The organism is Pseudomonas sp. HN8-3, assembly GCF_020790195.1.
Taxonomy (GTDB): domain Bacteria; phylum Pseudomonadota; class Gammaproteobacteria; order Pseudomonadales; family Pseudomonadaceae; genus Aquipseudomonas; species Aquipseudomonas synxantha_A.
Window position 1 is genome coordinate 2,266,643 of sequence record NZ_CP086206.1, and the last position, 18,606, is coordinate 2,285,248.

Annotated in this window: 15 protein-coding genes, 1 tRNA gene and 2 pseudogenes; 11 read left to right on the forward strand and 7 right to left on the reverse strand. The window is 59.6% G+C overall.

Going from position 1 to position 18,606, the window contains the following annotated elements; all coding sequences use genetic code 11:
• Positions 1-12: 12 nt before the first annotated feature.
• Positions 13-762, forward strand: coding sequence for a carbon-nitrogen hydrolase family protein (locus LJX92_RS10185; protein WP_228309694.1), 750 nt, complete (start codon positions 13-15; stop codon positions 760-762).
• On the forward strand, positions 763-1,194 hold the full coding sequence (locus LJX92_RS10190) for a GNAT family N-acetyltransferase (RefSeq protein ID WP_103735338.1): 432 nt from the start codon (positions 763-765) through the stop codon (positions 1,192-1,194).
• 39 nt (positions 1,195-1,233) lie between these two features.
• Here LJX92_RS10190 and LJX92_RS10195 read toward each other — a convergent pair.
• A pseudogene (locus LJX92_RS10195) lies at positions 1,234-1,296 on the reverse strand (DNA-binding protein); the annotation flags it as partial.
• Positions 1,297-1,378: 82 nt separating this feature from the next.
• Between LJX92_RS10195 and LJX92_RS10200 the strand changes: the two are divergent.
• The 7 genes and pseudogenes from LJX92_RS10200 to LJX92_RS10225 all read left to right on the forward strand — a co-directional run.
• A pseudogene (locus LJX92_RS10200) lies at positions 1,379-1,510 on the forward strand (helix-turn-helix domain-containing protein); the annotation flags it as partial.
• A 160-nt stretch (positions 1,511-1,670) separates the two neighbouring features.
• Positions 1,671-2,312: a UvrY/SirA/GacA family response regulator transcription factor gene (gene uvrY / locus LJX92_RS10205; RefSeq protein WP_005786991.1), complete on the forward strand. Its 642-nt coding sequence runs from the start codon at positions 1,671-1,673 to the stop codon at positions 2,310-2,312.
• Position 2,313: 1 nt separating this feature from the next.
• Positions 2,314-4,137 (forward strand): excinuclease ABC subunit UvrC, encoded by a 1,824-nt coding sequence (gene uvrC, locus LJX92_RS10210; RefSeq protein ID WP_228309695.1) that lies wholly within the window; start codon positions 2,314-2,316, stop codon positions 4,135-4,137.
• Positions 4,138-4,169: 32 nt separating this feature from the next.
• The gene (gene pgsA / locus LJX92_RS10215) at positions 4,170-4,730 is read left to right on the forward strand and encodes a CDP-diacylglycerol--glycerol-3-phosphate 3-phosphatidyltransferase (protein WP_034135291.1); all 561 of its coding nucleotides are present in this window, start codon (positions 4,170-4,172) and stop codon (positions 4,728-4,730) included.
• Positions 4,731-4,790: 60 nt separating this feature from the next.
• Positions 4,791-4,866, forward strand: a tRNA-Gly gene (locus LJX92_RS10220).
• Positions 4,867-5,407: 541 nt separating this feature from the next.
• The gene (locus LJX92_RS27110) at positions 5,408-5,749 is read left to right on the forward strand and encodes a hypothetical protein (RefSeq protein ID WP_416309143.1); all 342 of its coding nucleotides are present in this window, start codon (positions 5,408-5,410) and stop codon (positions 5,747-5,749) included.
• Positions 5,750-5,879: 130 nt separating this feature from the next.
• Complete coding sequence (locus LJX92_RS10225) at positions 5,880-6,629, forward strand: SDR family NAD(P)-dependent oxidoreductase (protein WP_228309696.1); 750 nt, start codon at positions 5,880-5,882, stop codon at positions 6,627-6,629.
• Here the strand turns inward: LJX92_RS10225 and LJX92_RS10230 are convergent.
• Positions 6,626-7,546, reverse strand: a complete 921-nt coding sequence (locus tag LJX92_RS10230; protein WP_103735334.1) for an AraC family transcriptional regulator — start codon at positions 7,544-7,546, stop codon at positions 6,626-6,628. The two genes, LJX92_RS10225 and LJX92_RS10230, sit on opposite strands and share 4 nt — an antisense overlap.
• An 86-nt stretch (positions 7,547-7,632) precedes the next feature.
• On the opposite strand from LJX92_RS10230, the gene LJX92_RS10235 reads away from it, so the two are divergent.
• Complete coding sequence (locus LJX92_RS10235) at positions 7,633-9,108, forward strand: aldehyde dehydrogenase family protein (protein WP_228309697.1); 1,476 nt, start codon at positions 7,633-7,635, stop codon at positions 9,106-9,108.
• A 256-nt stretch (positions 9,109-9,364) separates the two neighbouring features.
• Here LJX92_RS10235 and LJX92_RS10240 read toward each other — a convergent pair whose 3' ends face one another.
• The 4 genes from LJX92_RS10240 to LJX92_RS10255 all read right to left on the reverse strand — a co-directional run bounded on the left by LJX92_RS10240 (position 9,365) and on the right by LJX92_RS10255 (position 16,351).
• A complete protein-coding gene (locus LJX92_RS10240; protein ID WP_228309698.1) occupies positions 9,365-10,825 on the reverse strand; it encodes an efflux transporter outer membrane subunit in 1,461 nt (486 codons plus the stop codon).
• Between the two features lie 10 nt (positions 10,826-10,835).
• Complete coding sequence (locus LJX92_RS10245; protein WP_103735331.1) at positions 10,836-13,937, reverse strand: MexW/MexI family multidrug efflux RND transporter permease subunit; 3,102 nt, start codon at positions 13,935-13,937, stop codon at positions 10,836-10,838.
• Between the two features lie 18 nt (positions 13,938-13,955).
• Positions 13,956-15,071 (reverse strand): efflux RND transporter periplasmic adaptor subunit, encoded by a 1,116-nt coding sequence (locus LJX92_RS10250; RefSeq protein WP_228309699.1) that lies wholly within the window; start codon positions 15,069-15,071, stop codon positions 13,956-13,958.
• Between the two features lie 62 nt (positions 15,072-15,133).
• Positions 15,134-16,351 (reverse strand): MFS transporter, encoded by a 1,218-nt coding sequence (locus tag LJX92_RS10255; protein ID WP_228309700.1) that lies wholly within the window; start codon positions 16,349-16,351, stop codon positions 15,134-15,136.
• A gap of 264 nt (positions 16,352-16,615) precedes the next feature.
• On the opposite strand from LJX92_RS10255, the gene LJX92_RS10260 reads away from it, so the two are divergent.
• Positions 16,616-17,725 carry a P1 family peptidase gene (locus LJX92_RS10260; RefSeq protein WP_032876639.1) on the forward strand — a complete coding sequence of 370 codons (1,110 nt, stop codon included), beginning with the start codon at positions 16,616-16,618 and terminating at the stop codon, positions 17,723-17,725.
• On the opposite strand, the gene LJX92_RS10265 is transcribed toward LJX92_RS10260, so the two are convergent.
• A complete protein-coding gene (locus LJX92_RS10265; protein ID WP_032876637.1) occupies positions 17,716-18,516 on the reverse strand; it encodes a helix-turn-helix transcriptional regulator in 801 nt (266 codons plus the stop codon). The genes LJX92_RS10260 and LJX92_RS10265 overlap by 10 nt on opposite strands.
• Positions 18,517-18,606: the final 90 nt, after the last annotated feature.

The window sequence follows — 18,606 nt, forward strand, 5'->3', positions numbered from 1 at the left end:
CAGGACGCGACCATGACTGCCTTGACCCTTGCTGCGGCGCAAACCCTTTCCATTGCCGGCGACGTTGAAGCCAATATCGCACGGCACCGGGTGTTCATGCAGGCTGCGGCAGAGCAGGGTGTGCAATTGCTGGTGTTTCCGGAGCTGTCTTTGACCGGTTATGAACCCACGCTGGCCGCTGACTTGGCCATCGCTCCCGATGCGCCAGTGTTGGCGCCCCTGCGCGAGATGGCGCGCGAGTTGCAGCTGACGGCAGTGGTGGGTATGCCGATCCGACTGGCCCCGCAAGCGGATGTTTTGATTGGCGCCCTGGTGCTGGGGGCCGACGGCTCACTGGCGGTGTACACCAAGCAGCATCTGCATCCAGGCGAAGACGTGGCGTTTGCGGCCGGGCAGGGTGGTGAGGCACTCCAATGGGGCAATGACCGTATTGCCCTAGCGGTTTGCGCCGACTTCTCCCACGCCAGTCATCCACGTCATGCGGCGCAAGCGGGCGCCAATGTCTACGCAGCAGGCGTACTGATCAGCGAAGGCGGCTACGCAAAAGACAGCGCGCTGCTGCAGGGCTATGCCGCGGAGCATCGTCTGCTGGTGCTGATGGCTAACCACGGTGGCCCATCGGGTGGCTGGACCTGTGCAGGTCGCAGCGCGATCTGGGCCGCGGACGGCCGTTTGCTTGCAGCGGTACCCGGTGTCGGCGAAGCGCTGGTGATTGCCCGTCGCGACGGCGAGCATTGGGTGGGCCAAGTGGTGGCCGTGTAAATGGCTTTTCACCTGCGTGCTGCCACAGAACAGGATCTGCCGTTTGCGCGGGCCCTGACCCACGAGGCGATGAACCGCTACTACGTGCAAAACCAGCTGATTTGGTCCAATGCCGGCTTCGACACGGCCTGGGCCGGTCGGGAAAACTGGCTGATTTGCCGAGATGACCATACGTTGGGATTTATCAGCCTCAGTCGCGACGGTGGCGCTCTATACATCCGTGAGTTGCATTTGATCCAGGCGTATCGCGGGCAGGGCGCAGGCACTTGGGTGCTGGAGCAAATAGCGCTGAAGGCGCAGGCGCTTGGGCTGTTGCGGTTGACCGTTTTCAAGACCAATCCGGCCAGAAGGCTCTATCAACGCATGGGGTTCAGCATTGTTGGCGAGGAGGATGGTTTCTGGCGGATGGAGCGTGTCTGTCGCGTACGCTAAACCCTGTACAAAATCCTAATAAGCGCATACTGATTCAGGAACCGACTTCCCTTGATGCTCCAGCCAGGCCTTGGCTTGTGCAGCGGTGCGGATTCCGGGCATGGTTCAAAACCGTTCAAGTTCGTTCGACGAAGAGATGAGGGCGTCACCTCTTGATGTGTGCAAAATGGGATCATGCATCCAAATGAGTGGAATCGGTTCGCGTTTAAGGCAAGAAAGAGAGCGACTCGGCCTGTCGCAGAAAGTTTTTGGTGAAATCGGAGGCGTTGAAGCCAACGCTCAAGGCAAATATGAAAGCGGCGGGTGTGCGCCCCAGGATTTCTGACCTTTTGCCCAATAAATTCGGTCGTCCACCACCCGTTGGACGACTACCGGGCAGGCAAACTCCATATATATGACGCTTGCGGCTAGGTCTGTGCCCAGCTTTTTTGCTAAGGTGTTCAGCAATCTATAAGACCATATCGCGAGGTGTCTGCTTGATTAGGGTGCTAGTAGTCGATGATCATGATCTCGTTCGTACAGGCATTACACGAATGCTGGCTGACATCGACGGCCTGCAAGTAGTCGGCCAGGCTGAGTCAGGGGAGGAGTCTCTGATCAAGGCTCGGGAATTGAAACCCGATGTGGTGTTGATGGACGTCAAGATGCCTGGGATCGGCGGTCTTGGTGCCACGACCAAGCTGTTGCGCAGCCACCCGGACATCAAGGTCGTGGTGGTGACGGTGTGCGAGGAAGACCCGTTTCCGACGCGGCTCCTGCAGGCCGGTGCTGCGGGCTACCTGACCAAAGGCGCGGGCCTGGCGGAGATGGTGCAGGCCATTCGCCTGGTCTTTGCCGGCCAGCGTTACATCAGCCCGCAGATCGCCCAACAGTTGGCGATCAAATCCTTCCAGCCCACCAGCGATTCGCCGTTTGATACGCTGTCGGAGCGGGAAATCCAGATCGCCTTGATGATCGTCGGTTGCCAGAAAGTGCAGTCGATCTCCGACAAGCTGTGCCTGTCGCCCAAGACCGTCAATACCTACCGCTATCGCATCTTCGAGAAGCTCGCCATCAGCAGTGATGTTGAATTGACCCTGCTCGCGGTGCGCCACGGCATGGTGGACGCCAGCGCCTGACATGACTACGCCGTTTGATCCAAGTGCCTTTCTCTCGACCTGCAGTGGCCGCCCCGGCGTGTACCGCATGTTCGACAGCGAGGCACGCCTGCTGTATGTGGGCAAAGCCAAGAACCTCAAGAACCGGCTGGCGAGTTATTTTCGCAAGTCCGGCCTTGCGCCGAAAACCGCTGCCCTGGTGGCACGTATCGCCCAGGTCGAAACCACCATCACCGCCAATGAAACCGAGGCGCTGCTGCTTGAGCAGACGCTGATCAAGGAATGGCGGCCGCCGTACAACATCCTGCTGCGTGACGATAAATCCTACCCTTACGTGTTTTTATCGGATGGCAACTTCCCGCGCCTGAGCATTCATCGCGGGGCTAAAAAACAAAAGGGCAAGTACTTCGGGCCTTATCCCAGCGCAGGTGCGATCCGTGAAAGCCTGAGCCTGCTGCAAAAAACCTTTTTTGTACGCCAGTGCGAAGACAGCTTCTACAAGAACCGCACGCGGCCGTGCCTGCAATACCAGATCAAGCGCTGCAAGGCGCCCTGTGTGGGCCTGGTTGAGCCGGCAGAGTACGCTGAGGATGTGCGCCACTCGGTGATGTTCCTCGAAGGGCGCAGCAATGCGCTCACCGATGAGCTGTCCGGGGCCATGGAGCAGGCGGCCAGCACCCTGGATTTCGAAAAGGCTGCCGAACTGCGTGACCAGATCTCCCTGCTGCGCCGCGTCCAGGACCAGCAAAGCATGGAAGGCGGCACCGGTGACGTCGACGTGATCGCCGCGTTCGTCAACCCGGGCGGCGCCTGTGTGCACCTGATCAGCGTGCGCGCTGGCCGAGTGCTGGGCAGCAAGAACTTTTTCCCGCAGACCGGTATCGACGAAGAGGTTGCCGAGGTGATGGCCGCATTCCTTGGCCAGTACTACGTGAGCAGCCCTGAGCGCGACCTGCCGTCGGAGCTGATCGTCAATGTGGTGCACGAAGACTTCCCCACTTTGATCGAAGCGATCCACGCCTTGCGCGGCCGCGAGCTGGACATCAGCCACCGCGTACGCGGCACCCGTGCCCGCTGGCAGCAACTGGCCGTGACCAACGCCGAACAGGCCCTGAGCGCGCGCCTGGCCAATCGACAGCACGTTGCCGCACGCTTCGACGCCCTGGCCGAAGTCCTCAACCTGGACGAGCCGCCCCAGCGCCTGGAGTGCTACGACATCAGCCACTCCAGCGGTGAGGCCACGGTGGCCTCCTGCGTGGTGTTCGGGCCGGAAGGGCCGATCAAGTCCGACTACCGGCGCTACAACATTGAAGGTGTTACCGCAGGCGATGACTACGCCGCGATGCACCAGGCGCTCACGCGGCGTTTCAGCAAGTTGAAGGACGGGGAGGGCAAGTTGCCCGATATCCTGCTGGTAGACGGCGGCAAGGGCCAGTTGTCCATGGCGCGAGACGTGCTCAACGAACTGGCGGTGCCCGACCTGATCCTGCTCGGCGTCGCCAAGGGCACCACGCGAAAGGCCGGTTTCGAGACGTTGTACTTGAATGATGCCGCCCATGAGTTCACGTTGAAGGGCGACTCGCCTGCGCTGCACCTGATTCAACAAATCCGTGACGAAGCCCACCGTTTCGCCATTACCGGCCACCGCGCGCGCCGTGGCAAAACCCGGCGAACCTCAACCCTGGAAGGGGTGGCAGGGGTTGGCCCGACGCGGCGTCGCGACTTGCTTAAACATTTTGGTGGCTTGCAGGAGCTCTCCCGTGCCAGCATTGACGAAATAGCCAAAGCACCCGGTATCAGTAAAAAGCTCGCTGAATTGATTTATGCCAATCTGCACAGCGAATAGAATGCCTTCTCACCTCGTAGCCAGTTGTGCCGATGAATATCCCTAATCTGATCACCGTACTACGCGTCCTGCTTATCCCGATTTTCATTTTGTTGTTCTATTTGCCGTATGAATGGAGCTACGTCGCGTCCAGTTCGGTATTTGCATTCGCAGCCGCCACCGACTGGCTCGACGGCTACCTGGCCCGCCGCCTGGAACAGAGCACGCCGTTCGGCGCGTTCCTCGACCCCGTGGCCGACAAACTCATGGTTGCCGTCGCCCTGGTCCTGCTGGTGCAGGAGCACGGCAACCTATGGCTGACCCTGCCGGCCGCCGTCATCATCGGCCGCGAGATCGTCGTCTCGGCCCTACGCGAATGGATGGCCGAAATCGGCGCCCGCGCCCACGTCGCCGTATCGAACATGGGCAAATGGAAAACTGCCGCGCAGATGCTCGCGCTGGTCATCCTGCTGGCCAACCCGTCGGACTTCACATTCTGGGTGCTTACCGGCTACGCCTTGCTGCTCGTCGCCGCAGGCTTGACCCTGTGGTCCATGCTGCAATATCTGCGTGCGGCCTGGCCCCATCTGCGAACCACCGTTGAAAAGAAATAAAACTTTTTTGAATCAAGGGGTTGACGGGTGCTGAGGATTCTATAGAATGCGCATCACCAAGCGGGAATAGCTCAGTTGGTAGAGCACGACCTTGCCAAGGTCGGGGTCGCGAGTTCGAGTCTCGTTTCCCGCTCCAAGCATTAATGAAAAAGCCACTCTAACGAGTGGCTTTTTTTTGCCTGCGATTTGTGGAATAGACGCTTTGGCGTCGTTTTTCGTTTCTTGAGAAAACCACTGAAATCCAGGGTGATCGGTAAATCTAGGTACCGTTCCAGGTGCTGTCTCATGGCCAGGCTCGAACCCGCATTGTTGCTGGATACTCTCAGGTCGTGAGACGAGCTGTTCACCCCATCATTGGTTCGGTCTGGCCTTAAATGACACTGAAATCAATTAAAATTCGATGTGTCCGGGGTGAGTAAAATTCGGTGACTCAATTTTCTGAACCCTCTGCCAACCCCGATAGTTGATCCAGTTCTGTGTAGTCAGATGATGTTTCTACAGCCGTAAAGTCGTGATCATTTGTTTTATGAGCGTGCTCCTGAATCGTTGTGAAATCTTCGTTGTCAGGGTTATGGACAGGTACCATTTCTATTTGAAGGGCAGGGCCGAACGGAGCGCAGCTTGAACTCTTCTTCAGAACCATCGCCCAGGATTTGGGTGAGCTTAAAGCGCTGAGCGTGGGGCAGAGCAGTGATGAGGTGGTCCGTTTACTGCATCGGATTCGGGGCGCGCTGGCGGTCGGCAAAGCCAAGAGCCTGATCCAGTTGTGTCGCGAGCTGGAGATCGCTGTCGCACGGGATGGGCTGGCCCACACCCATGCAGATGTTGCAGCGTTTATCCAGCGCGTCGAATGCGCTATTGAGATTTATAAGCTTGGAATGCCGCCCCGTTCAGGCAGATCCCCACCGCATAAGGCTACAAAGCCGACCCCGAGTCGTTTCTTGGAGAAAGATGCTGCAGATAGCTATAACGTCGGCGATACGTCTGCCTCCTCATGGTCAGTTTCAACTTCTCCTTGACTGATCACTATGACCGTCTGCCATCTGGACGATCACAAAGCTTTTCTGGAGCACTGGCTATTAACCGGTTCCCGCCATCCTCTTAAGCTGGCTTGACTGATTTTCAGCCAGCAACAAGTAGGAAGTGAACATGAAAAGGTTGCATAAGAAAGTCGCGCTGGTGACTGGTGCCTCCAAGGGCATCGGCGCAGCGATTGCCAAGCAATTGGCCCAGGATGGCGCCACTGTGATCGTCAACTATGCCAGCAGTCGCTTAGACGCCGAGCGAGTGGTTGAGCAGATTTTGCAAACCGGCGCCAGGGCCTACGCGGTGCAGGCGGACGTGTCCAACAGCACTGACCTCAAGGCGTTGTTCAAGACCATCGTGCATGAGCATGGCCATCTCGACATTCTGGTCAACAATGCCGGTGTCTATTCGACCAGTCCCCTGGCCGATATCACCGAACAGGAGTTTCACCGTCAATTCAACCTCAACGTTCTAGGGCTGATCCAATGCACACAAGCTGCCGTTGAAGTGTTCAACGTGCTGGGGGCCAGCATCGTCAATGTCAGCTCAAGCGTGACTTCGTTCACGCCGGCCAACTCAACGGTGTACACCGCGTCCAAGGCTGCGGTTGACGCGATCACCCGCACGCTGGCCAATGAACTGGGGCCGAGAAATATCCGGGTCAACTCGGTCAACCCAGGGTTGGTCGTCACCGAGGGCGTGCACGCCAGTGGCTTCTTCGAAGATGCGTTCCGTCAGAAAATCGAAGCGATCACGCCGCTGGGCCGCATCGGTCAGCCCGAAGACATCGCACCCGCCGTCGCCTTCCTGGCGTCGTCCGATGCAAGCTGGATCACCGGTGAAACCCTGATAATCGGCGGTGGCCTGCACTAAGCCTGGGTGGCGTGCTCGCGCACATAGTGGCGGGGCGACTGTGACATCACGCGCTTGAATGCGGTACTGAATGCGCTTTCGGACTCATAACCCAATGAGAACGCGATGGTGGAGACCGAGTCATCGGAGTTTTTCAGTCGGTCGCTTGCCAGCAACATCCGCCAGTACGTCAGGTATTCCATCGGTGCTGCGCCCACCACTTGCTTGAAGCGCAACGCGAACGCCGAGCGCGACATGGTAGCCCGTTGCGCCAACTCCTGGACGCTCCAGCGATGGGAAGGGTCAGCGTGCATGGCACTCAGAGCGACACTGAGGTGACGGTCAGCCAAGCCGTAAAACCAACCAGTGCCGTTGTTCTCCAGCGTTGCCAGGTGGGTGCGTAGTACTTCGACCAGCATCAGGTGCGCCAAGTGCTCATTCATCAGCGAGCGGCCGGGGCGCTTCTGCTGTAGCTCCGACGTGAACCGTTCCAGCGCCCAGCGCAGGAGCGATGCCTGCGGTTCATTGGCCTGCACGTGAACCATTGAGGGCAGGCTGCTGAGTAATAACTGGGTAGGAACACCGCTGAAGTCAAACCGGCCACCGACCAATTGCGTGTCGTTGCCGCCGTAATGCAGGGCCAGTTCGTCCGTTGCGAGGGTTTGAAAGTGACCATCGGAATTCATCAGCGGCTGGGACATATCGCTGTAGAGCGAAAAAGGCATGCCCCGAGTCATCAGAAAGCAATCGCCTTGGTGCAGGCGCTGCGGCTGCTGTTCGCCCTCTACGTGCAGCCAGCAACTGCCCTTGATCACCGCCGTGAACTTGATGCCTTCGCGCTCGGGAAAGGTGAAAGCCCAATCACCGCCCAGGGAAAGCGTGGCGGAGTGGTAATTACGGATTCTCAACAGTGAAAGAACGTCGGACAGAGGATCCATGCATCACCTGGTTGGACGAATAATAAAGTAATCGCGATTTTATATCAGAGCTAATCCAGATTTCATCTTTAAATGTGAGGTTCTCCATGCAAATCAATTTCGATAAGTCTTATGGCCCGCTGATCGATGGCGTGTTTGAAACTGAGGATAAGTCGCGCTCGTTTGCTGCGGTCGACCCTGCCACGGGCAGACACCTAGCTTACATTCATTATTGTGACGCCAAAGATGTTGATCGCGCTGTGAAGGCCGCGCATGCAGCGTTTCCAGCCTGGCGTACCCTGGGTCAGCAGATGCGCGCACGCCTGGTGAACCTCTTGGCGGACGAGATCGAAGAGCACAGCGAACGTCTGGCCATGATCGATGCCCATGACGTGGGGCGCTGCATCAGCGAAGTACGCAAGGACTACCTGACTGCTGTCCGGCACTACCGCTATTTCGCCTCGGTGATCATGGCCCATGAAGACACCGGCCGTGAAATTGAAGGCGGTTATGCCATTGCCAAGCGTGAACCACTTGGCGTTTGCGGGCAGATCATTCCCTGGAACGCGCCGGCGATCATGGCCGCGTTCAAGCTCGCCCCCGCGCTGGTAGCCGGCAATACCGTCGTGCTCAAACCTGATGAAAATGCTTCGGTGTCGACGCTGGAACTGGGCAAGTTGATCAACAAGATCTTTCCCGCCGGGGTGGTGAACATGGTCACTGGGTTGGGAGAGATAGTCGGTGCAGCATTGAGCGAGCATCCTCTGGTCAGGAAACTGTCATTTACCGGCAGTACCGAAGTCGGCCGCACAGTAGCCGGTGTTGCAGCCCGGCGCCTCATGCCTTCAACACTGGAGCTGGGCGGCAAGAGTGCCAATATCGTATTCCCTGACATCGATGACATCGATGCGGTGGTCGACAACGCCACTTTCGCGGCCATTCATAACAATGGGCAGTCGTGCCTGGCTGGCACTCGTTTGTTTGTGCATGCCTCGATCGCAGAGGCGTTTCAGGAAAAGCTGATAGCCGCGTTCAAGCGTGTGAGAGTAGGAGCACCCTTGGCAGAGGATTCACGGGTCAGTTGTGTGGTCAACGCCCAACAAGGTGAGCGCGTGTTGAGTTACATCACCATGGGCCTGGAAGAGGGCGCCGAGTTGCTCGCAGGTGGCGGCCGGGCTGCAGTCCCAGGTTGTGAAAATGGCTACTTCATTCAGCCAACGTTGTTACTTGCACGTAACGACATGAGCATCTGCCAGGAAGAGATTTTTGGCCCGGTGCTATCGCTGATCGTGTGGGACGACTATGAAACGATGATCGCCCAAGCCAATGACACTGAATATGGGTTGGCCTCCGGGATCTACACCAGCAATTTGCAGCACGCTATGGAGACTGCAGCACGGCTGGAGGCAGGTTCGGTGTGGATCAATCGTTACTCGAACATTACCGATGGCACTGCGTTTGGAGGGTATAAGAACAGTGGGATTGGGCGTGAGTTTTGTCGGGAGACGCTCAATGCTTATACACAGATAAAGACGATCACAATGCAGGCGCGTGCACCACTGCCCTGGTTTGCAGGCGTGTAATTCAACGGGGATCTGCGCGCAGCCGTAGGGTGCGCGCATGACTTGCCCCTTCATGATTTCAACGATTGTACGTGGTTAAATTCGCCGCAAACTACCCCTTCACTTGTCCGACCTGCACTGGCATGTACTCGGCGCCGCCTCGGCAGCCATGTTCCAGTTCCTTGCTGCGTCCAGGCACCTATTCATTGCGCATCAATGCCGTGCTGGCCGGCTCAGGATCGGCCACGGGCGTGGCCGATTACCTTGGGAGTTAGGCTTACCCGCGAGGGCCTTGTCCGGTAACCGCATACGAACTGAGCGGCTCCGGCGCACGCCAGCCACCACCCAACGCTTTATAGAGTTGCACCACATTGAGATACGACGCGGTCTCTGCCTGCGTCAGCGCGTCCTGAGCATTCAGTTGCGTACGCTGCGCGTCCAGCTCTACCAGATACGCCGCACTACCTGCTTCATAACGCGCATGTGCCAGTCGAGCCGCACGCTCACTTTGCGCTGCTGCTTCAGCCAGGCTACGTACCCGTTGCTGCGACAAGCTATAGGTCGTCAGCGCGCCCTCGGTTTCCTCAATCGCATTCAGTACCACTTGCTCATAACGCGCCTGACTACCCACCTCTCGCGCCTGCGCCTCGCGCTGCCTTGCCTTGACACTGGCCAGGTGCAGCGCCGGCCAACTGACCGAAGGCATCACGCTGAACGCGCGGCTGCCGCTGTCGCCCAAATCCCCACCGCGCAAGGCCACAAAGCCGAGAAAGCCGCCCAGGTCGATCCGTGGGTAAAGCTCGGCCGTCACCGCGCCAATGTCCGCATTCGACGCCGCCAAAGCGCGTTCGGCGCTGGCGACATCGGGACGCTGGCGCAGCAAGTCACTTATCTGGCCAATCGGCAAGCGTGTGACCAGTGCCGGCAAGGGTTTCAGGTCGGTCAGCGCTTGCAGCTCATTGGGCCGCGAGCCCGTGAGTACGGCGAGCCGATAACGGCTGAGCGCTTGACGGGTTTCCAAACTCGGCAGTGTGGCTTGCACCCGTGCGCGCTCGGCCAGGGCGCTGGCCAGCTCGTCGGCGGTGCCGCGTCCGGCATCCACGCGGCCCTGGACCAGCGCCACGGTTTTTTCCTGATTACTCAGGTTGGCCTGGGCCACCGCTAATTGCCGTTGCGCGCCGCGCAGTTCAAAGTAGTGACGCGCCACGTCAGCGGTCACTACGATACGGGTTTGCGCAAGGTCCGCCGCGACGGCCTCAGCGCGTGCCGAAGACGCCTGCGACAGGCGCTGCAGCCGGCCGAACAGGTCCAGCTCCCACTGCGCATCCAAGCCGGCCTGATAGGTCTTGGCCAGGTTGCGCTCACCGCTCGGGCCGGGGTTGGCCTGGGACAGGCTACGGGAATAAGCCCCGCTGGCGGTCACCGTTGGCAGCTGGTCCAACTGACGCTGATCCAGCACCGCACGAGCCTCCAGCAACCTGGCCTGGGCGATGCGCAGGTCATGGTTACGCGCCAGCGCTTGATCGATCAGCGCATCCAGTTGTGGGTCCTGGAATTGTCGCCACCAATCCTGTTGCACGCGGGTGCTGCTATACAGCGCGGTATCGGGGCTTTGAGTCAGCTCTACTGCGGGCTCGTTACTGGCCCGGTAGTCCGGGCCGACGGTACAGCCCGTCATCCAGGCCGAGCAGACCAGCAGCGCGAGCGGGCGAATCACGAAGGTATTAAAGGGGTGCATATATGTCTCCTTACACCGTCTGGGTCGTGGCGGCGTCGGCTGCATCGGCAGCGGCCAGCGCACGGGCGCGGGGTGTGGTGGCCGCGATACGATGGTCGACGGCAATGAACGAATACATGGTCGGCAAAACCAGCAAAGTGAACAGCGTACCCACCAACATGCCCACCACGATCACCAGGCCAAGGTCATAACGGCTATGGGCACCGGCACCGGAGGCGAACAGCAGGGGAATCAAGCCCGCCACCATCGCCGCCGTGGTCATCAGGATCGGCCGCAGGCGCATCTTCGCCGAGTGCAGAATCGCCTCACGACGATCCAGGCCCTGCTTGACCTGCATCTCATTGGCGAACTCCACCATCAGGATGCCGTGTTTGCTGATCAGGCCGATCAGGGTCACCAGGCCGATCTGTGTGTAGATATTGATGGTCGCCATGCCCAAGGCCAGTGGAATCAATGCACCGCATATCGACATCGGCACGCTGATCAGAATGATCAACGGGTCACGCAGGCTTTCATACTGCGCAGCGAGTACCAGGTAGATCACGATGATTGCGAACAGGAACGCCATGACCAGCGCGCCGCTTTCCTGATGATATTGGCGTGCATCCGAAAGCCAGTCGTAGGTGAAACCCGGCGGCAGCAGTTTGGCTCGCGCCTCGAGGAACTTCACTGCATCGCCCATGGCCACGCCTGGGTTGGGGATCGCCTGGAAGATCGCCGAATTGAGCTGGTCGAACTGGGTCAATTGATTGGGCTCGACCCCGGTCGAGACGCTGACCAGATTAGACAGCGGCACTTGCCCACCGCTGGCGCTGGTCACATAAAAGCGCGACAGTGCTTCGGGCGTCAGCCGTTCACCACGCAGGCTCTGCGGGATCACATCATAGGAGCGACCGTCCATGGCGAAGCGGTTGACGTAGTTTTCGCCCACCAGCACCGCCAGGGTGTCACCCAGGTCCTTCATGGTTACGCCCAGGCTGTTGGCCTTGGTGCGGTCAACTTTGATCTTGATCACCGAGTTGTTGTAGTCCAGGTCGCTGTCCACGACCATGAACAAACCGCTTTCACGTGCGGCGTGTTTGAGCGCTTCCATCGCCTCATAGACCACGCTGTAGTCACCGGCGCTCTTGATCACCATCTGCACCGGCAGGCCACCGGTCGAGCCCGGCAGTGAAGGCAGCTGGAAGGCAAAGACGTTGCTGCCCTCGATGGTGTTGGCGCGGTTCTGCATATCGCCCTGAATCTGGTCGGCGTTGCGCTCGCGTTTTTCCCAATCGACGAAGTTGACCCCGCCGATGCTGTTGGATACGCCGTTGCTGCCGTTGACCAGCCACAGGTTGCTCTGCTCCGGCAATGTCCCCATGGCTTCGTTCCACTGTTTGCCGAACTTCTCGACGTAGTCGATGTTGGCGTTTTGTGGAGACTTGATGGCCGTTAACACCGTGGACTGGTCCTCGGTGGGCGCCAGTTCGGTCTGGGCACGGCTGTATAGCCAGGGCACGCTGATCAGCACGATGACCGCAATCGTAAACGTGACCCAACGGTGGTGCAGCGACAGATCCAGCACCCGGCCATACGCGCTGCCGAGACGGTGAAAGAATCTCTCGGCCTTGCGCGCCATCCAGCCTTCGTTCATCTGGCTGTTGAGCAGCAGTGAGCTCATGACCGGCGACAGCGTAAGCGCGATAATGCCTGAGACCACCACCGAGCCGGCCAAGGTGAAGGCGAACTCCTTGAACAGCGAGCCGGTCAGCCCGCCCATGAGGCCTATGGGCGCATACACGGCCGCCAGCGTCAGGGTCATCGCAATCACCGGCGCTGCCACCTCACGTGCGCCCAGCAGGGCTGCATATGTGGGAGACTTGCCTTCTTCGATATGACGGTGAACGTTCTCCACCACAATGATCGCGTCATCCACCACCAGGCCGATGGCCAATACCATCGCCAGCAAGGTCAGCAAGTTAATGCTGAACCCGAACATCGACATGAATGCGGCCGCACCCAACATCGACAAGGGAATGGTGACCACCGGGATGATCACTGCCCGCGCCGAACCCAGGCTCAAGAAAATCACCAGTACCACGATGGCAATGGCTTCGCCCAGCGTACCGAGTACTTCATCAATCGATGCGCTGATAAAACGTGCCAGCTCAAACGGCACAGCGACTTTCACGTCCGGCGGCAGGTTGGCGCGGATCCCCGGCAGCAATTCATTTACCTTCTTGACGATCACCAGCGGGTTGGCATTGGGCGCGGCATTCAGGCCGAAAAACACTGCTTGAACTCCGTCCATGGTGGCGCTGGTGTCGGTGGACGCGGCGCCCAGTTCCACGGTAGCGATATCATTCAGGTGCACCACACCGGCAGCGCTGGACTTGACCACCAACTGTCGAAACTCGGCGACATCGACCAGGTCGGTGTTGATCTGGATATCCGACACCACATACAAACCCTTGGCCTGGCCGGGCGCAGCCTGCACGTTGTTATTCAACAGGGCCTGGGCCACATCGCTGCCGGAAATGCCATGGGCGGCCATGCGATTGGCATCCAGCCAGATACGCATGGCCATTGTCTGCCCGCCGCTGAGGTTGATGCTGCCGACCCCTTCGATGGAAGACAGTTGCGGTTGCACCACGCGCTGCAAGTAGTCCGAGAGTGCGGCGGTGGACAGGGTCGGGCTGGAAAAACCCACATAGGCCACGGCTGTGGCCTCACCGGAGGACTTCACAATCACCGGATCGTAAGCCTGCTCCGGCAAGCGGTATTTGACCTCGTTGACCTTGGCCATCACCTGGGTCATGGCCTTGTTGGAGTCGGCGTTGAGCTTCATGCGCACGGTGATCACGCTTTTGCCCTGGGTCGACGTCGAGCTCATGTAGTCCACGTCTTCCACGGTGGCGACCGATTGCGCGATGGCCTGGGTGACGAAACCCTGCATCAATTGCGGTGAAGCACCGGGGTACTGGGTGGTGATCGTCAGCGTGGAGCTTTCCGTCAGGGGGTACTGACGAATCGGCAGGTTATTTATGGCCAGCAGCCCCATCAATAAAATCAGGGTGCTGACCACCAGCGCCAACACCGGGCGCCGCACGAACAAGTCGGTGAATTTCATTTTCAGATCCTTGGTGTATCAGCGGCTTGCGGCTTGGTCGAGCCCTACGGTGTCCTTGAGCGCAATGCGTACCAGGGCGTCGCTGCTCAAGCGCAACTGACCGGAGGTGACCACGCGATCACCGGCCTTTACGCCGTCAAGCAGCACGACCCGGCCATCCGAGCGTTCGCCGGTCTTCACGTAGACTTGGCGTACCGTGTTGGTCAGTTGGGTATCAGCGCCCTCGACGACGTAGACAAAGTCACCGTAGGCGCTGTAGCTCACGGCTGTTTCAGGCACGCTGATCACGTCTTTTTTGGCTGGCAGATGGACTTCGCCATTGGCGTACATGCCGGGTGACAGCAGGTTGTCCGGATTCGGAACCGTGGCCTGGACCAGCACCGTGCGGGTGCCGGGGTCGATACGTGGTTCGAGGGTACTGACGTGGCCCATGAACAAGCGCTGGGGGTACGCGTCTACGCTGACGCTCATCTCCTGGCCCGTTTTGAGCTGTGCCAGGGCACGTTCGGGCAGGGTGATGTTGGCGTACAGCGTCTGTGCGTCGGTCAGCGACACCATGGCATCTCCGGCCTGCACGAACTGGCCCAGGTTGACCTTGCGTACACCCAGCACGCCGGTGAAAGGGGCCTTGATGCGTTTCTGATCGATCAGCGCCTTGATCCGCACGATATCGGCCAGCGCCTGGGAGTAGGCGGACTGCACCTGATCCAGTTCCTCTTGCGTCGCCGCCTGTTGGGGCAGCAAGCGTTGGGTTCGTTGCAACTTGGCCTTGGCGTTGGCGGCCTGGGCCTGAAGCCTGGCCAGTTCGCCTTGCTCCGGCGCATCGTTGAGTCGCACCAGAGTTTGCCCGGCTTTCACCCGCTCGCCGGGTTGGAATGCAATGGCACGTACCAGGCCACCGCTTTCGGCGGTGACCATGACTTGGTGGGTGGCTTCCAGTTCACCGATACCCGCCAACGTGTTAGGCATATCGGCTTGCGTGGCGGTGGCGACGGCTACCTGGATGGCCGGCGCAGCCGTTCCGGCCGTCGTTTGGGTAGGTTGCGCAGAGGTGGACTGCCGGTACAAGCCGACGGCGCCGCCAATGGCGAGCACCGCAGCAATCGTGACGCACACTTTAAGTTTTTTATGCATGATTCCGGTACTGACGTAAGGCAAAAAATTAAGAGCCCTGATGGCTCAACGGTGACGAGCGCTCAACTGGACTGTTGATGCGCATGAGGGAGTCGGACCCGTGCAGCGAGAATCGCCAGCACGGCACCGAGCCCCAGAAAAAAGACCAAGGCGGCGACCACGCTCGGGGCAAGCCCCATCGAATCCACCAGTAGCCCAAGCGGAATAGGCACAGCGTTGAACAGGTAGATGGTCATATAGAAATACGCCACCAACTTGGCGTGGCAGTTGGCGGGAGCCAGCTGATTGATCAGCCGCGCACTGCCGACAAAAATGGCCCCGTAGGCATAGCCGCCGATTACCAGGGCCAACGCGGCGAGCGTCAGCGAATGGACCGAGAAGGCCGTCAGCAGGAGCAGGAAGGCCGCACACTGGGCGAGCAGCCCAGAACGCAATGCACGCGCTGCATCCAGGCGTTTGCAATACAGCTGGCTGGCCCCGGCGATCAACAGGTACACCGCCATGCTGTAGCCAAACATGCCGCGGTCACTCAAGCCCAGTTGCTGTTCGGCAGCGCCGGGGCCAATCACGAAGACGCAGGCCGTGAACGACCAGCTGAAAAACACCGACCACGCGCACAAGTGGAAGGGCCGACCAATACCCCGCAGGCCTTCACGTAACGACGCTTGTGCAGTGTGAGCGGCGGTGTGGGCCTGGAGGGCGTGGCGGGGCCAGAGCGCCAGTACGCCGAGGGCGGCGACAGCGACCAGGGCCATGATCGACCAGAAGGGCAGGCTGGCCGGGTACAGGTTCAGTTGCAGTGCCACGCCGCTGAGCACTGGGCCGAAAGCCAACCCCAGGATCATTGCCAAGGTGGCCAGCGTCGCCGCCAACTTGCCGTTGTCGAGCGGACCGAACCGCACCAGCGTCACGTTCACCGCGGTGGTCATGATCCCTGCGCCAAGCCCCGAGATGGCGCGGGCCGCACATAGGGCCCACAACGAATCGCATTCGGCGCACAACCAGGCGCCGATCAGCACCAGTGCAATGGCTGGGAGCAGCAAAAAACGCTGGTCTTTGACATGGCCGGCGATGCGCGCCAGGGTCATCAAAGCCAGCAAAACACCGGCACCGTAGGCGCCGAATATAAACGTCAGGTCCACAGCGTTGATCTGCAGGTGTTCTTGGTAAAAAGGGTACAGCGGCGTGGGTGCGCTGCTGTTCATGAGCGCTGCGGTCAGTGACAGCGCGAGAAAAAACATCAAGCCTTTTGAGCCGTGTTTAGTGATATCGACGGACATGAGTCTCCCAGCCCAGCGCTCAGGGCTTTTGCCGAGTGAATGTTTGCAAGCGGGATGTGAATGCGGTTTAGAGGGCTTTGCCCATTGGCAAATGATACGGACCGGTGCGATTGGCACCATGCCCGAAACCCCAGGCTTCATTTGCCATCGTCCAAAGCGGGGCCGACCTAACTCATCGGGGGTAACAACTGTGGGTTATCGTCAACGGCTGGCCGACTACCTAGACTTGAGCCAATTCTTCACGGGCTTATCGAGAGTAAAAACATGCGCTTACGAGACCTGGGCATCACCATTGGCACGGGCACACCCGGGGCGTTCAACGCCATCACCGACGTGCCCGGCGTTCGCGTCGGCCATCACACCCTCAATGCCGAAAGCACCGACGGCTCGATGCATACCGGTGTGACCATCATCGAGCCGCGGCCGGTCGCAGCTCATCTGGCGCCGTGTTTCGCCGGCGTTCACGTGCTCAACGGCAACGGCGACGCCACCGGTCTGGAGTGGATTCGCGAAGCAGGCTTGCTGACCACACCCATTGCCTACACCAATACCCACAGCGTCGGCGTGGTACGTGATGCACTGGTGGCCGCCGAACGTGAAATGGGCAAGCAACACACCTATTGGTGCATGCCGGTGGTGCTGGAAACCTACGATGGCATTTTGAGCGATATCTGGGACCAGCACGTCACCGCCGAGCATGTGCACGCCGCATTGGCGGATGCACACAGCGGCCCGGTGCAGGAAGGCTGCGTGGGCGGCGGTAACGGGATGATCTGCCATGAATTCAAAGGTGGGATTGGTACGTCGTCTCGCGTGCTGAGCGCCGAAGAGGGCGGCTGGACCGTGGGCGCACTGGTGCAGGCCAACTACGGCGTACGCAGCGCCTTGCGCGTGGCGGGTTACCCGGTGGGCAGCGTATTGCAGGACACGCCTTCGCCTTATGACGGGCCGGTGAACGTCGGCGTGCCTGGCATGGGGTCTATCGTGATCACCATCGCCACCGACGCGCCCTTGCTGCCCCATCAATGCACACGCCTGGCACAGCGTGCGAGTATCGGTTTGGCGCGGGTCGGTGGCGGCACCGAAGACGACAGCGGCGACATCTTCATCGCGTTCTCTGTAGGCAATACCGGCTTGCCGGTTGCTAATCTCGGGCAACCCGGCCCGCCGACCACGGCCTTACAGATGGTCAATAACGACTACATCTCCGCGTTGTTTGTGGCCGCTGCGGACGCCGTCGAGGAAGCAATTCTCAATGCTCTGTTGGCCGCCAACGACCTGCAGGGCCGTGGCCGACAAGCACTGGCGCTCAAACCTGAACAATTGCTGGCGGCGATGACGAAGGTGGGTTGGACGGCTGCTGTTCACTCCTGAGCCTGAAGGAACAATAGGAACAGCTCGGACTGGGATTTGATCCCCAGCTTGTTGTACATGTGCTTGCGATGCACCTTGACCGTTTCGGCAGAGATCGCCAGCTTGCGGGCGATCTCTTTGTTCGAGCAGCCACTGAGCATCAACTGCGCTACCTCGGCTTCACGGCTCGACAACGCCGAGCTGATCTGCAGCGTCGGTGACAGCAGGCGCTCTTGCCAGTCCGTTGACGGCTCTGCTGACGGCGCGCTGTTCGAAGCCTGTTCAAACACGCAGCGCTGACGCATCAGGCCGGCCACCCAGGGCTGGATCAACCGCAGCAGTGCCAGTTGCTCCTGGCTGAAGCGGCAACGGCTGCCCAACGACAGGCTCAGAGTGCGCTGGGGATCGAGTTGCACATTGAGATGTATCTCATCGGCGACCACGTTCAGGCGGAAGTAGCGCTGGTAATAATCGGTCTGCTCAAAACACTCGGGGGCAACGTCGTCCAGTTGAAACAGCCCACTTCGCGGTGATTCGCGATTGGCCAGGTAAAACGGATCGAGCAGGTAAAGCCCCTTGAGGTAGTCCTGGAACAGCGAGTCGGTGCCGCCTTCCTCCGTAGGCGATTCAGCCAGTACCAGTGGCCTGCCAGGGTTGAAGATCAGTACCACCCAGCTGTCCACCGGCACATAGCGCCCGAGCAAACGCGTCATGGATACCCAGAAGTGCGGTTGGTCGAGGTTTTCGATCAGCCGCCCGACCGCGTCATGCCAGGCCACATCCTGCAAGGTCAGATTGGTTTGACTACCCATTGCGGGGTACCCCATTGAAGTGATTTTTTCCCATTGCGCTGCACCCCATACTCATTTGAAGGCCCGGGTAAATTCGGGTTTCCACTTTGC

What these genes read in the sequence shown, in the direction of transcription:
- LJX92_RS10185 (WP_228309694.1), top strand. Translation starts at nt 13, where the DNA reads ATGACTGCCTTGACCCTTGCTGCGGCGCAAACCCTTTCCATTGCCGGC.
- LJX92_RS10190 (WP_103735338.1), top strand. Translation starts at nt 763, where the DNA reads ATGGCTTTTCACCTGCGTGCTGCCACAGAACAGGATCTGCCGTTTGCG.
- uvrC (WP_228309695.1), top strand. Translation starts at nt 2,314, where the DNA reads ATGACTACGCCGTTTGATCCAAGTGCCTTTCTCTCGACCTGCAGTGGC.
- pgsA (WP_034135291.1), top strand. Translation starts at nt 4,170, where the DNA reads ATGAATATCCCTAATCTGATCACCGTACTACGCGTCCTGCTTATCCCG.
- LJX92_RS10225 (WP_228309696.1), top strand. Translation starts at nt 5,880, where the DNA reads ATGAAAAGGTTGCATAAGAAAGTCGCGCTGGTGACTGGTGCCTCCAAG.
- LJX92_RS10230 (WP_103735334.1), bottom strand. Translation starts at nt 7,546, where the DNA reads ATGGATCCTCTGTCCGACGTTCTTTCACTGTTGAGAATCCGTAATTAC.
- LJX92_RS10235 (WP_228309697.1), top strand. Translation starts at nt 7,633, where the DNA reads ATGCAAATCAATTTCGATAAGTCTTATGGCCCGCTGATCGATGGCGTG.
- LJX92_RS10240 (WP_228309698.1), bottom strand. Translation starts at nt 10,825, where the DNA reads ATGCACCCCTTTAATACCTTCGTGATTCGCCCGCTCGCGCTGCTGGTC.
- LJX92_RS10245 (WP_103735331.1), bottom strand. Translation starts at nt 13,937, where the DNA reads ATGAAATTCACCGACTTGTTCGTGCGGCGCCCGGTGTTGGCGCTGGTG.
- LJX92_RS10250 (WP_228309699.1), bottom strand. Translation starts at nt 15,071, where the DNA reads ATGCATAAAAAACTTAAAGTGTGCGTCACGATTGCTGCGGTGCTCGCC.
- LJX92_RS10255 (WP_228309700.1), bottom strand. Translation starts at nt 16,351, where the DNA reads ATGTCCGTCGATATCACTAAACACGGCTCAAAAGGCTTGATGTTTTTT.
- LJX92_RS10260 (WP_032876639.1), top strand. Translation starts at nt 16,616, where the DNA reads ATGCGCTTACGAGACCTGGGCATCACCATTGGCACGGGCACACCCGGG.
- LJX92_RS10265 (WP_032876637.1), bottom strand. Translation starts at nt 18,516, where the DNA reads ATGGGTAGTCAAACCAATCTGACCTTGCAGGATGTGGCCTGGCATGAC.